The organism is Rhizobium sp. BK313 (assembly GCF_014193655.1).
Taxonomy (GTDB): domain Bacteria; phylum Pseudomonadota; class Alphaproteobacteria; order Rhizobiales; family Rhizobiaceae; genus Rhizobium.
This window is the reverse complement of the sequence record NZ_JACHZQ010000001.1, coordinates 895,268-908,182: the sequence shown is the minus strand read 5'-3', so window position 1 is coordinate 908,182 and position 12,915 is coordinate 895,268. Positions and strand designations below refer to the sequence as shown.

19 protein-coding genes are annotated in these 12,915 nt (G+C 56.4%); 14 read left to right on the top strand and 5 right to left on the bottom strand.

Going from position 1 to position 12,915, the window contains the following annotated elements; all coding sequences use genetic code 11:
• Positions 1-45: 45 nt before the first annotated feature.
• A complete protein-coding gene (locus FHT86_RS04320) occupies positions 46-1,857 on the bottom strand; it encodes a PAS domain S-box protein (RefSeq protein ID WP_133705688.1) in 1,812 nt (603 codons plus the stop codon).
• 400 nt (positions 1,858-2,257) lie between these two features.
• Between FHT86_RS04320 and FHT86_RS04315 the strand changes: the two genes are divergently transcribed.
• From FHT86_RS04315 to FHT86_RS04275, 9 genes are all read left to right on the top strand, one after another.
• Positions 2,258-2,989, top strand: coding sequence for a hypothetical protein (locus FHT86_RS04315; protein WP_133705687.1), 732 nt, complete (start codon positions 2,258-2,260; stop codon positions 2,987-2,989).
• Positions 2,990-3,829: 840 nt separating this feature from the next.
• Entirely contained in the window at positions 3,830-4,033 is a 204-nt protein-coding gene (locus FHT86_RS04310) for a hypothetical protein (RefSeq protein WP_133705685.1), read from the top strand.
• Between the two features lie 12 nt (positions 4,034-4,045).
• The gene (locus tag FHT86_RS04305) at positions 4,046-4,651 is read left to right on the top strand and encodes a hypothetical protein (RefSeq protein WP_133705684.1); all 606 of its coding nucleotides are present in this window, start codon (positions 4,046-4,048) and stop codon (positions 4,649-4,651) included.
• Between the two features lie 388 nt (positions 4,652-5,039).
• Positions 5,040-5,783, top strand: a complete 744-nt coding sequence (locus FHT86_RS04300) for an SOS response-associated peptidase (protein ID WP_133705683.1) — start codon at positions 5,040-5,042, stop codon at positions 5,781-5,783.
• Positions 5,776-6,072, top strand: a complete 297-nt coding sequence (locus FHT86_RS04295) for a hypothetical protein (protein WP_133705682.1) — start codon at positions 5,776-5,778, stop codon at positions 6,070-6,072. Before FHT86_RS04300 ends, FHT86_RS04295 begins: the two co-directional genes overlap by 8 nt.
• Before the next feature lies 1 nt (position 6,073).
• Entirely contained in the window at positions 6,074-6,262 is a 189-nt protein-coding gene (locus FHT86_RS04290) for a hypothetical protein (protein WP_133705681.1), read from the top strand.
• 23 nt (positions 6,263-6,285) lie between these two features.
• Positions 6,286-6,519, top strand: coding sequence for a hypothetical protein (locus tag FHT86_RS04285; RefSeq protein ID WP_246779377.1), 234 nt, complete (start codon positions 6,286-6,288; stop codon positions 6,517-6,519).
• Between the two features lie 581 nt (positions 6,520-7,100).
• Positions 7,101-7,358, top strand: a complete 258-nt coding sequence (locus FHT86_RS04280) for a DUF982 domain-containing protein (RefSeq protein WP_133705680.1) — start codon at positions 7,101-7,103, stop codon at positions 7,356-7,358.
• Positions 7,359-7,374: 16 nt separating this feature from the next.
• Entirely contained in the window at positions 7,375-7,617 is a 243-nt protein-coding gene (locus tag FHT86_RS04275) for a hypothetical protein (RefSeq protein WP_133705679.1), read from the top strand.
• A 416-nt stretch (positions 7,618-8,033) separates the two neighbouring features.
• Here FHT86_RS04275 and FHT86_RS04270 read toward each other — a convergent pair whose 3' ends face one another.
• Entirely contained in the window at positions 8,034-8,288 is a 255-nt protein-coding gene (locus tag FHT86_RS04270; protein ID WP_133705678.1) for a DUF982 domain-containing protein, read from the bottom strand.
• 59 nt (positions 8,289-8,347) lie between these two features.
• Here FHT86_RS04270 and FHT86_RS04265 point away from each other — a divergent pair, with 59 nt between their 5' ends.
• Both FHT86_RS04265 and FHT86_RS38595 read left to right on the top strand, forming a co-directional pair.
• A complete protein-coding gene (locus tag FHT86_RS04265) occupies positions 8,348-8,491 on the top strand; it encodes a hypothetical protein (protein WP_166656712.1) in 144 nt (47 codons plus the stop codon).
• Positions 8,492-8,832: 341 nt separating this feature from the next.
• Positions 8,833-9,021: a hypothetical protein gene (locus FHT86_RS38595; RefSeq protein ID WP_133705677.1), complete on the top strand. Its 189-nt coding sequence runs from the start codon at positions 8,833-8,835 to the stop codon at positions 9,019-9,021.
• Between the two features lie 308 nt (positions 9,022-9,329).
• Here FHT86_RS38595 and FHT86_RS38755 read toward each other — a convergent pair whose 3' ends face one another.
• Complete coding sequence (locus FHT86_RS38755) at positions 9,330-9,515, bottom strand: DUF982 domain-containing protein (RefSeq protein ID WP_409527580.1); 186 nt, start codon at positions 9,513-9,515, stop codon at positions 9,330-9,332.
• A gap of 502 nt (positions 9,516-10,017) precedes the next feature.
• Here FHT86_RS38755 and FHT86_RS04255 point away from each other — a divergent pair.
• The 3 genes from FHT86_RS04255 (at position 10,018) to FHT86_RS04245 (ending at position 11,632) form a co-directional block, all read left to right on the top strand.
• The gene (locus tag FHT86_RS04255; RefSeq protein WP_133705675.1) at positions 10,018-10,536 is read left to right on the top strand and encodes a ferritin-like domain-containing protein; all 519 of its coding nucleotides are present in this window, start codon (positions 10,018-10,020) and stop codon (positions 10,534-10,536) included.
• 77 nt (positions 10,537-10,613) lie between these two features.
• Complete coding sequence (locus FHT86_RS04250) at positions 10,614-11,156, top strand: YidB family protein (RefSeq protein WP_133705674.1); 543 nt, start codon at positions 10,614-10,616, stop codon at positions 11,154-11,156.
• A gap of 314 nt (positions 11,157-11,470) precedes the next feature.
• Positions 11,471-11,632 (top strand): hypothetical protein, encoded by a 162-nt coding sequence (locus FHT86_RS04245; protein ID WP_166656744.1) that lies wholly within the window; start codon positions 11,471-11,473, stop codon positions 11,630-11,632.
• A gap of 539 nt (positions 11,633-12,171) precedes the next feature.
• Here FHT86_RS04245 and FHT86_RS04240 read toward each other — a convergent pair.
• Positions 12,172-12,429 carry a GlsB/YeaQ/YmgE family stress response membrane protein gene (locus FHT86_RS04240; protein ID WP_133705673.1) on the bottom strand — a complete coding sequence of 86 codons (258 nt, stop codon included), beginning with the start codon at positions 12,427-12,429 and terminating at the stop codon, positions 12,172-12,174.
• A gap of 127 nt (positions 12,430-12,556) precedes the next feature.
• The gene (locus FHT86_RS38750) at positions 12,557-12,880 is read right to left on the bottom strand and encodes a hypothetical protein (protein ID WP_409527564.1); all 324 of its coding nucleotides are present in this window, start codon (positions 12,878-12,880) and stop codon (positions 12,557-12,559) included.
• Between the last annotated feature and the right edge of the window lie 35 nt (positions 12,881-12,915).

The window sequence follows — 12,915 nt, the reverse complement described above, 5'->3', positions numbered from 1 at the left end:
TGCCGTGAAAAAAGTCGCGGCGGACGAATTGGTTCCTCGGGCGCGTCAATGTGAAGGTGACAGGATCGCCTCAATCTCGCAGATCACCCCGCCGGGATCGTATATAATCGTCGATCTGCCGTTCATCTCCGCAGCCAGCAATCGTTCGACGAGGCGAGAGCCAAAGCCTTTCCTTGTTGGGATTACTACGTCAGGCCCACCGCTTTCCCGCCAACGCAGCTGCAGATTTCCGGTTTCCATATCGTAGTTCCATTTGATCGAAACTTTGCCTCTCGGCACGGAAAGCGCGCCATATTTGGCGGCATTGGTACTGAGCTCGTGAAGAGCGAGCGAAAGGGACGCAACAGCCTTCTGGGGCAGCAAGACAGCGGGCCCGGAAATATCGAAACGCTCAGACGGATATGGGGCAACGGCCTGCGCAACCACCGCCCCGAGTTCGGCGCGCTGCCAGTTGCCGTCGGCGAGCAAATCGTGAGCCTGCGCCATTGCTGAGAGGCGCGCCTCGAATGCGGCGACCGCTTGTTGCGCTTCGACCTCCTTCGAGAATGTCAGCCGCGCAATGGCGATCACTGTCGCGAACACATTCTTCACCCTATGGTGCAGTTCACCAACCAGGACTGCCTGAAGCTGCTCTGCCTCCTTCTTTGCGGTAATGTCGTGGGCGATCTTCGAGGCGCCGACGACCTTTCCGGCGCTATCATAGATGGGCGATACGCTGAGAAGAACATCGACGAGACCACCGTCCTTACGCCGCCGCTTTGTCTCATAGGGTTGTACCACCGATCCGGCCTTGATCCTATTCAACAGCGCAGGCTCTTCAGCGAGCCGATCATTGGGGACCAAACCCAAGACGGATTGCCCAATGATCTCCTCAGCCGTATATCCATAAAGCCTTTCAGCCGCGGCGTTCCAGGCTGTGATCGTCATTGCGAGATCAATGCCGAGGATTGCATCATTAGACGACGCTATGATTGAGGCCAACTGCTGTTCGACCTGTTGGACCTTTTTTCGTTCGGTGATATCCACGGAAACGACAACAACCTGTTGGATCCGGCCTTCCTTGTTTCGAAGAGCCGAAACCGTATTGTTGACCCAGACGAGGCTTCCGTCTTTTCTGATGTATCGCTTCTCCATGTCGAAGCTTTCGCCCGTCTCTGCTAGACGGGTAAACAGCCTGGTCTGCTCGGGCAAATCATCGCAATAGGTGATATCCCTGATGTTTTTACCGAGAAGTTCCTGCTCCCGGTAACGGACAATCTCGCAGAACCGCTTGTTAACGTACAGGATCTGCCCATCCAGGCTGCTTTGCCCGATCCCGGCCGCCGACTGCGACACCACAGCCCGCAGTCTTTCCTCATTCTCCTCTAGCGCCCGATCGGCCGCCACGCGGTCGGTGGTTTCGTTTACGATGCAGAAGACACCGCGCACTGCTCCCCCCTCATCGCGGATCGCGGAGTAGGAAATGTCGAAGTAAACAGTTTCGGGATATCCGTGCCGCTCGATGTAGAAAGGCCGGTCTTTGGCGGCCACCGTCTCGCCAGTCTCGAGCACCCGACGCAAAAGTGGCTCAAGGTCATCCCAAAGCTCGCTCCAGTTCTCCTTTGCCGGACGGCCAAAAGCCCTTGGATGTCGTTGCCCGATCGTCGGTGCGTAGGGCTCGTTATAGAGAGCCACAAAATCAGGCCCCCAGAACAAAACGATCTGTGCCATCGAGGGCAGCATGATATCGACTGCTGTCTTTAGGCACGTTGGCCACTCCGACGGGGGGCCAAGGATAGATTGATCCCAATTGCCGCTCTCAATAAGCCGCGAGATCTCGTCCTTGCCCCAAAGAACCTCCCCCTTACTGGTAAACATCGCTACCCAATCCAGTCCGATGGCGCCGGCATGCGTGCCGCTTCCGCTATTTGACTGAAACTTATGCTAAATAGCAGTTATGGCAAGAGGTGTTGGCGACGGGCCCACTCGACTCCAGCTACGGAGTCCGCCTCCTTAACCGTTCGCTAGCGGGAATACCCTATCGCCACTATTCGAGCTGGACCGGCCGATTTCCTTGCAAGCGGCGGGAACATATAACCAAGGGAGCGGTTCGAACTTTAGCGAACTTTTAGTTTGTTCCGCGGCGTCGCCTCCGCGGTAGCCCGTCACGCACTCCCCGGGTGACGGGCTTTTGATTTGTCTATCTTGACTCTCTTCCTCACCCAGAACATTTTGGGAACGTGGCAGGCGGCGCTACGAACAAAATGACGAGGAAATCATGCCGCGCGATATCCGCGATTCAACGCCACCCTTCGAGACACTGTGCAATGTCGTCGCCGCTTGCTTCGGCCGGCTGCGCCAGCAAACCAGACGAGATTTCTCAGGCTATAGCATCGGGAAGCGCCGCGATTTGTCGGTCGTTCCGCATATCGCGCTGAACATGGCGAGCGAGATAGTGCGTTCCGTGAATATCGCCGATGATGGCCAGGAAGTCTCCGCGCCAGTGATTGCGTCACGCATCGAGGCGATCCTGTTGGCCGCCACGGACGAAGAGGCGTTCAAGCTGGCAAGCGTGAACACCGAAGACCGGCACGGGTTCATTGAGGAGGTGGCCAAGCAAGTGCGCGATGCCGTGTTGAACGCCTACACCGTGACGGAAATCGAGCGTGAGCAGAATCCGCCGCCGGCCAAAGAGACGAACGGTTGGATGTCCCATGAATGCATCAAGTCGGATGAGAAGCCGCGGTACAAATGGCGGCATACCTGGGCCGGAGACAAAGGCGATGACTTTGTCGGCTACGATGGCACGACCTGTCTCGGACGGGTATTCCGGATCGATTATACGATGCAGTCTGAGAAATGGTTCTGGCTTGTGGAGCATGTGCCGCTGGAGCGTCCCGAACGCGGATGCCCTTCGGCAGGTTGGGAGTGGACCGCCAAAGAGGCCGCCTGTCGAGCCGAAAAATGTTATGAAGCCATCATGCGGCTGAATGGGAAGAGAATAGCATAGCCATGTGTGCGTGCGTCGATATCTGCGGAACCTTTGTTACAGCCAAAGGTTTAGGTCGCAAAGGAGTACTCCCATGAGTGATGATATCAACAAACCCAGCCTCGACCTCAGAACCACGCCCGTGCGTCCCTCGCCTTGGAAATCGTGGATCGCGGTCCTTGCGGTTATTATAGTCGCGGCGCTAGCTTGGAACTTCTGGCCCCACGCCGGCACAATAAATTCCAGCGTCCCGGCCGCTCAGACGACCACGACGCCACCTCCAGCTACCGCGACGCCGCCTGCGACTGCACCCGCACAGTAGTGATTGGATAAAGGCTGGAGCCCCGGCCTCGGCTCTCTACCGTTAAGTTTGGAATGTTGAAGACATGGCAATGCAACACAGCCGCACCGCGTTTATGTGCTACGTTGGATCGATCATCGCAGTGGGATGCGTTATCGCCGCCGGAATACTTGTTGCGCCGGGGTCAGACCAATCCAATCGGGTTCCCGCGTCACCCTTTGCCATAAACCGGGTCCAATAAACCACCGACCGGGAAGCCGAAACCATTTTTGATCTCATCAAGCGCACCAAGGGAACATACGCCCCAGCCCAGTGTTGAATGAGTGCGGGTCAAGTCCCATCCCGCAAAACTGCAATGCAGCTAATGCCCGTCGCGCTTCCTCTCCCGGTCGCGGCGGGCGTTTTCTTTTCCGCGTCTTGACTCCCGCATCCCATGAGAACATTATGAGAACAAACAAGGGCAGCGCGAACGTCACTGGCTTCGATGTCGCGTGAGAAATAACCGAATTCGCAATTGATGACAGCCGGCCGCAATGCCGGCGAATGGAGACGCATGTCCAATGAGCGCTGAATTAGCACCCTCTGACGAGTCGGAGTTCGATCCCATCGAAGCAATTCTTGAAGCCCATGGCGGCGATGCGCGGGCCGCTATCGCCGATCTCGTCGGCCGGTGCCAGCACCTGAGATATCAGCTTTCAATCGCCTCAGTCGTTGTGAGCAAAGGAATGACGCGCGGCTGGACACCCAGCTTTGATCAGACCTGAAGGGGAAAGGCCATGAGCAACGAAGATCTTGACAATGATTTCGACGAAACAACGCCAAAGGCCGGCATTCTAACAATAAGCCAAGAAGATGCACAGGCGCTCCATGATTTCGAGGTCTTTGTCGGCGGCGATTGCTTTGATGTTTGGGATAGAGACGGCACCCGCAGCAAGTCGGACCTACTGATGAAGCATCTTGCTAGGATCCGCGCGGTACTCGCTGAGATCGGCGAGGATCGAACTATCAGCCAGGACGGCGCGAAGGCAATCCATGACTTTGACAACTTTGTCGGTCGAGACTGCTTTGACGTTCCCCGTCCCAATGGTGCCAGGTCCAAATCTCTGCCTCTTATGAAACATATGGATCGCATGCGCGAAGTCATGAACAAGCTCATGGATTATCCGGAGGTGGAGACAGGATTTTACACCGCTGTGCGAAGTGCGCGTGGGAACGCTGAACGCGTTGTTGACGGTAGAGATTGGGGAACGATCATCCCTTCGCGGCTACTACGCCAGTGTATTTTCCATTCCGGACGCCATCCCGTTCGGGTCACTGGAATTCTTTGTCGACGAGCAGGCTGGCGAGGCCTGCGGGCTGTTTCTAATACCGAATGGATTTGAGGTACTGATCGCCGGACCGAGTTGGATAAAATCCGGTGCCGATATTGACGCGACTGTTCAGATGTTCCTCGACGCAATACCGGATGACGATGTTTTGTTCGCGGGCGATCAAGACAAAGAGCCGCGTCAGAACAATCAAGGTGCCGGCCACACCACGTCATTGTTCGCACAGAAACTATGACTTTCCGCGGTCTCTGGGCACTGCATGTATCGCGCCGAGATTGGGGACTTACAGAACGCTGCACGCGCGCTATTGCGGCGAAAGCGACCAGGTGCTTTGTTTGCCGAGCGGGAGAAGGCACCAGCTTTCGGTGATCGGCCGAGGCGCGAAATCGTCTATCCTGAGGAGTTTGGGAAGTTTAGCATATGGTCGCCGACGGAGGTCAGTATGTGTAATCTCTACAATGTCACCACCAACCAGGAAGCCATCCGACAATTCACCAGGGCGATGATCGACAGCATCGGCAACCTACAACCATCGCTCGACCTCTATCCCGACCAAATGGGTCCGATCGTCCGGAACACAGGGGCCGGTCGTGAATTGGCGATGGTGAGATGGGGACTTCCGAGTTCGCAACAGGCGCTGATGCAGGCCACTAAAAAGCGCGCCGACAAGCTTCAGGCAAAGGGCACACCATTCGACTTCGGCCAGTTATTGAGGATGGAGCCAGATGGCGGCACGACCAATGTCAGGCGCACCGAAAGCAAACATTGGACCCGCTGGCTCGGCGTCGAAAACCGATGTGTTGTGCCATTCACACGGTTTGCTGAGCCGGACCACAGAAGCCGTGTGGAGGGGGGCCGCGTTCCGAACGCCTGGTTTGCCGGAAACGAGGATCAGCCGCTCCTGTTCTTTGCGGGCATATGGGTGCCGCAATGGCGATCGGTTCGAAAGATCAGAGAGGGCGAGGTTACCGTCGATCTCTATGGTTTCCTGACAACAGAGCCGAATAGGGTCGTTGGCGAAATCCATGAAAAGGCGATGCCGGTCATTCTTCGGAATGTGGAAGAGATCGAACTATGGATGACTGCCTCATGGGAGGAAGCAAAGCGGCTTCAACGTCCCCTGCCGGACGACGAGCTGCTATTGCTTTTCTCGGAAGAGCCAGAGAGGAGCAAGAGCCATGTCTAAACGACTAGATGAACTCGCGGATCTCGTCAGGGACATAGATGCGCGATGCCAAGTGCAGGAACTGTTCATCGCCCAACTGCTTGCGCGTGTCGGCATGGTAACGGGCGACCCGCACCTTTTCGTCAATGGCGTCATGCAGCTTGTGGCGAACGATTTTAAGGAAGCAGCGGCCATAGTGACAAACAAGGATGACGCGCAGCGCACGGCTTATGCGCTCGAAAGCTTCGCGAAGTTCGCCACAATGATGCAACAAGCAATTGAGGCAATTCCGGAGAAGTCGGTAAATTGAGATGACCGACGACACGCAGACCGATACGAGACCAGCCGCGCCGGTTCATTTTGAACACTATTGCGAACATGCCGGCGGCTGTAGCAAATGGTGTAGTCATGGGTATGAAATCGGGCGGGGTGAAACCTGCTGGTTTTGCTATGAGCAACGATGGCTGGAATATCTGCTGCCGAAAACGGTATTGTCATGAAGTCAATTTAAGTAGACGATAAGTTGACCGCCAATTGTGGCGATGACAAACGAGATCATCAATCGAAAATGATCAGCAAGTATCTCGGTAAGCTTGGCATTGTTCTGGACTCAACCGACCTGGCCGTCTGTCAACGCGCTTTTGATGCCGTTTTACTAAAATGGAATATCGCGCGCGATACTGAAGACGCCGAGCAAACAGCAGCAACCATTATTGCACTGTACCAGCAGGGAATACATGACGAGACAAGCTCGTGACCCTCGCCAGTCCCCACCCGCAGCGGAAATAAAACTTCCGCAGTGAGGGACCAAGGCGATTGTGGATTTCGATATTTTGCTTTTGTTAGTCGCGGCTAATAAGCATATTGTTGTGATGGGTGACTGAATCCCCTTCGGTCGCCCTGTCCCTAGCCTAATGCCGTATCCTCAGCATTAGTTGCCTTGGGTTTTCGACCTCACCATTGCGCCCCCCCGTAGCGGTGAGGTTTTCCAGAGGCGCTATTGTCCTGTCCGCACATCGTTCAAAAACGCGCCGGACATTCCAGCCTAGGCCGGCTTATATGGTGGCATGGGGGGCCGCCCGGTATCGCACCTCACCAAACGGCGATACCCTTAGCCCGTCGCTTGCGTCCCAAACCGCAGCGGCGGGCTTCGATTTTTTGGCATCTCCGCTATTATTGGCCGGGACCCCTTCTTGAAACGCAAAGGCTACGCTTCAGCATCCCTGACGTCGGGGGACGTTTCCATCCCTTCCTTGCCCGAAATTGAACGTGACCTCCGGGCGTCCCTTGCGGAACTAGTTCGCTGTGCTGTTGTTTTTCCATCGGGAGGATACGACAATGGCACACCAACCGTGGAACGAAACAATAACAATCGAAAGTCGTCAGATCGGAACATACGTCACAATCGACAGTACCGAAAGAGCAGCCCACTACATGTTGCAGGATTGGCCGGGAGAGGAGAGCGGTGAAACTATTGAGACTGCCAAACGAGTGGTGCTCGATGCTTACAAAGGAAATGCCTCAATTCAATCCGCTCGTAGCGCCTTCATAGCAGCGGCACAGGAAGCGGGAATACTTTTCTTCGAAACGTCGTAATTAAGGACAGCTCGAAATGCCACCAGAGAGGAGGCTGATTTACCTTGCTGCCTTCGATAGGGATGAAGACGGAGAGCTGGTTCCAGTCTTCGAGCGGCAAATCGAGTCTCTTCACGAGGCCCTGGACGAGGCTTGGAAGATCGCCGACCAACACGATGGCGTTATTGCCTGGGTTCGGGAAGGCAGTACTTACCTGCGCGAATATGGTCCCCCAAAAGTCTTGTTTTGGACGGGGGATCTACCTCTTGAAAAACTGTGAGAACTTGTCTGGCAACAGAAAGATCCACCGATCTGAATGTGACCTTTCCCTCTAGCACAGCACATCCACGAACTTGATCTTCCTTTTCGCGCTTCGCTAAAAATTAAACTAGGCACGTGCTCACTTCCACCCCGTCGCTCAGACGGGGGTTCTTTTTGGAGTAACCGTTTGTGCCTATTGGCTAATAAGCTTATAGTTGGTGTGGTCTGGATGTAACTCCGTAGCCTCACCTGCGTGCCCGTGAAGGTGAGGCCTTTTTTATAAGGAGCGATTTTTCGCCGGAACCATTCCAGAATAGGCAAGTTCTTCGAGTGGGTCACAGGGGTGGTGTCACATATCCCGATGACCGCGCCGCGGTTTGAAGAGATCAAAGGCGCTTATCTGAAGGCTCTCACGAGGGATCAGGCGGCCTGACCTCACTTATCAAACACGTAAACCTCGCCTTCCTCGAGCGCGGCAATGAAAGCCTGCCTCGCACTTTCGGGGTCGATGTTTCCTTCTGCGGCGTCCAACATCGCTTGCTTGGCCTCCTTGTACGCTTGACCTTCTTCCAGTGTTGGCCACTCGTTCATCATGTATTCCAATGCGCGATCGGGGCTCGGAATTCTTATCCTCCCGCCGGTCGCTCTCGCTTCGACTGTGACGGGCTTAGTCCACAAATGCAGTGCCATTTGATCAATCCTCCGCTCGGCGAACGTGCGGCATGCGTGAATGTTCCGGGAAGGGCGGCATGACGTTCTCCAAAGCTTACGCTCCTTACTGCCCCGATGTCGAAAAAATAGCCGAAGCCATGGGCATTAAGCCGCACACGCTGATCGGCTCATCAACGCCGCAATTAACAAGCGATACGAGAAGAGCATCGTCAGGTGTTTGATCCGGTCGAGTATCGCCGCCATCATAATCTCCGGCTTCGTGCCGAGCTGCGCGAGATCCGCAGGAGGCAAGACGCGAAAGCTTCAGCTTGGAGCTGGCGTCGATCGCAAAAGCCCGTTGATCAAGATCGAGAGCTACAAATGAGCAAACGAATGCTCAGAAAATCAGCCTCGATCACGCTGGATGCCAACGTGGAAGATGCGATAAGGAATGGCTGGAGACGGACGCGTATCTGCCGGTGCGGGCGCTAGATGAGGATGGCGACTGTACCGGATCAGCTTGAGACGCCCGCTCGGAACAATGGGACAGAAATGTCGTTCCCCTTCAAAAGGAGAAAAGCATATGCCGACAAATATTCCGACGTCTGTTAAATCGCCTCGTGGCCCGACACCATCTCCCGGAGTGCCAGATCGTACTCAGGAGAAGCCGCCATTAACGCCGGCTCAGGATCCGGGCGACACCAAAAATCCAAACGACCCGCCGCTTGATCCAGCCCTATTGCCAACCGGGGATCCGTCCGGTGCTGCCTGAACACCTGACGGGAGGCCATTGAACAGATAGATCGTAGCGAGCGGTGATGAAATGAGCGGTATGGTGGCGGGTATTTCGAGTGAATGTAGGCGAGGTTTTTACGACGCCCAACCGCGGGCTTCTTGGCGTTTTCATTTGGCGGCATGACATTCGCGGCGTTGCTAGTTGCAGCGCCGTTTGTCATTATCGGGTTTGATATCCGCCGGGCTTTATGATTGTCAGTATTGAAGATCTGCGTCTTATCCGTCGCTTGCGGCACAACCGCAGCGGCGGGCTTCGATTTGGCACCTCCCTATCGTTGGCCGGAGCTACTCCTTGAAGAAAAATATCTGCGCTTCTTCAGCGGCGGAAAGAAAGGCGGCGCGCGCCTCAGCGGATGTCAACCTTCCGTCGTGGGCGTATAAACGCCTGTTTTGCCGCGGCGAAACCCTTGCGAATTCTCTTCTTGGCCATTGTTGCAGCATGCACTCAGCGACTCTTTCGGTGCCATTGATCGTTGCGTATCGCCAACCTTATCGGTCTCGATCGTTATAGGATCGCTCCACTATAGAGGTGGCATCTCACATCCTCCTTCGGTGCGGGAACGTGAACGGATCTCCTCCCTTAGGGATTTTCTTTACAGTCGTGATTTTACGTCATTTTTTGCAAATCTCCTTCGCTCGCGGCGCGAGTGCAGAGAAACTTACCTTTCCTCCAGCTCTTCCTTTGTGAAGGTTTCGTCAGGCGTGGTCTGTCAGGCATATTTTCAGGCAACCCCCAATCGTCCTGCCGCTGGCCAACACAACGGGATGCCCCGACCAAGAAGTATCTGGGGCGGGTCTTGAGGCGTCGCAGAGGCGGCCTCGCTCAAGGAATCAGGTCCTCGTTTTCGGCAACACCGGAACAAAAGGCGATCCGGGAGATTAGCACTCGTGACGATCACGCAGGTGCACCTGACCGGGCCTCCAGGCCGCGGATGTGTCGATCAAACAACCGCAGTAAAGAAAGAAACGGCCCATGGCAACGAACTCTAGGAAGACTCTCGACGACCTGTTCCTAGATACTCTGAAAGACATCTACTTCGCCGAAAGGCAGATCTTGACGGCATTGCCGAAGCTAGCCCGCGCCGCCGTATCCGAAGAAGGCAAGGCAGGATTCCTGCAGCACCGCGACGAAACCCAGGGCCAGATCGAGCGCCTCGAGCAGGTGTTCGAAATTCTCGGCCAGCCTGCCCGCGGCAAGCCCTGCGAAGCGATCCAGGGCATTCTGTCCGAAGGCGAAGGGATCATGGAGGACTTCAAGGGCTCGCCAACTCTCGACGCCGGCCTGATCTCGTCGGCACAGGCCGTAGAACACTACGAGATTGCGCGCTACGGCACGCTAATCGCGTGGGCGAACGAGCTCGGCCTGACGGACGCTGTACCGCTGTTGCAGGCGAATCTCGAAGAAGAAGAAGCGACCGACGCCAAGCTCACGCAGCTTACGGAAGCCCAGGCGAACGTCAAGGGCAAGGAAAAAGGGCCTAAGGCCGCCTAAACCTTAAACCCGGCAACCAGACGGCACGCTACGCGAACATTCGAATGTGCCGTCATTCACATGAAGGAGAGCAGTCAATGATGAGCGGACCACTAAAAGCCCTTTTGGGCGTGCTTGCCGTCGCCGGGTATCAGAACCGCGACAAGATCGGTGAATTGCTACGGGGCATTCAAAACCCGCAGCGAGGCACGAGCGCTCCACAAGGAAATGCCAGCGGGCAGCAGCCCGGTGGACTCGGCGGCATTTTCGGTGGCCCCGGCGGCTTCGGCGACTTGCTTGGGGGTCTGTCGACCGGCGGCATTCTGAGCGGGGGGCTCGGCGACCTGCTAAAGACGTTCCAGCAGAACGGACACGGCGAGAAGGCCGAATCGTGGGTGCGGCCCGGTCCAAATGCCGACATCGACGACCAGCAGCTCGGCGAGGCTCTCGGGCCCGACGTCCTGAACGAGCTCGCTGCAAAGACAGGGCTTACGCCCGACGAGATCCTCAGCCGTTTGAAGCGTGACCTGCCGAAGGCGGTCGATGACCTCACGCCGGATGGGAAGATTCCAGATGCGCAGGACGATTTCCTTTCTTCCGCCAGCAGGGCCACCAATCCGGGTGGCGGAACAACGATCTAGCGTTTCGCGGATCTCATCGCCAGGTCGAATACGGCGCCGCCGAACTGGCGGCGTTTACATGTTGAGGTATGCTCGCGATTTCAGAAGTGTAATCAGGCGGGTCGGCGACTTGTTTTGCCCAGGTCCAACCTTCAACGGTGGCGCCATTCTATCACCTCGGCGACGACGGCCGCCTCGCGATGTCGACCCGCGTCGCCAGGGTGATCAGCCCGTCTTCCGGAAAGGCTTCGCTGTAGCAGGTGCGTCGCGAACACCATCTGCTCGTTGAACAGGCCTTCGACGTCCTGGGTCACCGGGCTTCAGGAACAGATAAGATGGCCGCCGAATTGGAAAAGCTGCTCGACGTCGGTTCTGCGCCCGAGGCGAAGGCTTTCCTGAAGGCGCAATGCAATCTGCCTGCGACCGAGCTGGCGACCTACATTGGATTCGCGAAGACGTTCAAGGGATCGAAGGAAGTCGTTCGAAGGATTCGTTGATCGCCAAGGCGCAGGCCTCGTCGACGAGGTGCTCGATGCGAAGCGCTTTTGGCGCTGAGTTCTGGAACCAACCAGCCCGGCTGTTGTTCGCGTTCGAAGCTAGGCAGCCCGTGATCCTTGATCCGGCCGCGTATCGGAGGCGAACGAACTGTTGAAGGCGAACCTCGATGAACGGCTTAAATACCACCCGGTGTCGAGGGATGTGAATTCCAGTCGGTTCGAGGGGGAACCCAGATCCGCTTTGACGATCACCACCAACCTCGCCATTAAACGTGTCAGGTGGCGTCGCAAGATTGGACCATGGCGAGAGACGCCGCCTTTTCCGCGAGGACTCCTGGCGTCGGTGGCCGTTCGCGGCCTGCTGACAAAGACTGGGAATGTTGCGCCGCTGGATCGGTCCGCGGAACAGGATCCAAGATATCGCGCGGCGTGTCGGAGATGTCGAGGTCGCTTCTGGCCCGGGCCGCCCAGATACGAACTCTGAGAATCCTCAATCGCGAAGACGCTTGAGCGGCGGTCAAAGACCGCCGCACTTTCGTTCACGCAGTCCGCCGAACCATGCGTGCAAGCGCAATCAGGATGCAGGCTCCGATGAAACCGGCAATCAGGTAACCGAGCCAGCCGCCCAGCACGACGCCGAACAGCGAAAGGATAAAGTTGGCGACGATGGCGCCAACGATCCCCAAGATGATGTTCATGAGCACGCCCATATTGGACTTCATGAACATCTCTGCGAGCCAGCCTGCAAGGCCGCCGATGATGATAGCTGCAATCCAGCCGATGCCTGCGTTTTCCATGTGCGTCCCCTGTATGTGAATTTGCAAATGTGGCCGTCTCGTCCGACGGATTGTCATGTCTCGTCGCTTTGAGGAGACGTCCAACATCGAAACACTCGTGAAGACGGTTGGTTCCGCAGCCAACCAATCAATCGTCCGTCGGGCAGTCGTTGGAGGGCTCGTCCACGATCGCGGCGTCGTCATCCGCCGGATCGAGCTCTCGCTCGTAGGAGACCCGCATGTTTTCGATTTCGGCCGCTATCGCCTCGAAGGTGTCCTTCTGATTCGCGCCGGCCGCCACGAAGCCGTCGATGAAATCTTCGAGTTTCAAACGCATCCCGCCTCTACAGCCGGAATCCGTCATCTGCGCGTCCTCCTCTTCACAGGTTAGTCGGCAAAGCTCGATCCAGACAAACTCATGATCGTTGCTGCGTTCCCAGCCCCGCACGTGCTTGTCGACCTCGGCCTTCAACAGACGCTCGGCCGCCTCCGAGCTCAGAAGGAAAT

Bases quoted from the DNA above. Each gene is read 5' to 3' on its own strand.
- FHT86_RS04320 (WP_133705688.1), bottom strand. From the start codon at position 1,857: ATGTTTACCAGTAAGGGGGAGGTTCTTTGGGGCAAGGACGAGATCTCG.
- FHT86_RS04315 (WP_133705687.1), top strand. From the start codon at position 2,258: ATGCCGCGCGATATCCGCGATTCAACGCCACCCTTCGAGACACTGTGC.
- FHT86_RS04310 (WP_133705685.1), top strand. From the start codon at position 3,830: ATGAGCGCTGAATTAGCACCCTCTGACGAGTCGGAGTTCGATCCCATC.
- FHT86_RS04305 (WP_133705684.1), top strand. From the start codon at position 4,046: ATGAGCAACGAAGATCTTGACAATGATTTCGACGAAACAACGCCAAAG.
- FHT86_RS04300 (WP_133705683.1), top strand. From the start codon at position 5,040: ATGTGTAATCTCTACAATGTCACCACCAACCAGGAAGCCATCCGACAA.
- FHT86_RS04295 (WP_133705682.1), top strand. From the start codon at position 5,776: ATGTCTAAACGACTAGATGAACTCGCGGATCTCGTCAGGGACATAGAT.
- FHT86_RS04290 (WP_133705681.1), top strand. From the start codon at position 6,074: ATGACCGACGACACGCAGACCGATACGAGACCAGCCGCGCCGGTTCAT.
- FHT86_RS04280 (WP_133705680.1), top strand. From the start codon at position 7,101: ATGGCACACCAACCGTGGAACGAAACAATAACAATCGAAAGTCGTCAG.
- FHT86_RS04275 (WP_133705679.1), top strand. From the start codon at position 7,375: ATGCCACCAGAGAGGAGGCTGATTTACCTTGCTGCCTTCGATAGGGAT.
- FHT86_RS04270 (WP_133705678.1), bottom strand. From the start codon at position 8,288: ATGGCACTGCATTTGTGGACTAAGCCCGTCACAGTCGAAGCGAGAGCG.
- FHT86_RS04265 (WP_166656712.1), top strand. From the start codon at position 8,348: ATGACGTTCTCCAAAGCTTACGCTCCTTACTGCCCCGATGTCGAAAAA.
- FHT86_RS38595 (WP_133705677.1), top strand. From the start codon at position 8,833: ATGCCGACAAATATTCCGACGTCTGTTAAATCGCCTCGTGGCCCGACA.
- FHT86_RS04255 (WP_133705675.1), top strand. From the start codon at position 10,018: ATGGCAACGAACTCTAGGAAGACTCTCGACGACCTGTTCCTAGATACT.
- FHT86_RS04250 (WP_133705674.1), top strand. From the start codon at position 10,614: ATGATGAGCGGACCACTAAAAGCCCTTTTGGGCGTGCTTGCCGTCGCC.
- FHT86_RS04245 (WP_166656744.1), top strand. From the start codon at position 11,471: ATGGCCGCCGAATTGGAAAAGCTGCTCGACGTCGGTTCTGCGCCCGAG.
- FHT86_RS04240 (WP_133705673.1), bottom strand. From the start codon at position 12,429: ATGGAAAACGCAGGCATCGGCTGGATTGCAGCTATCATCATCGGCGGC.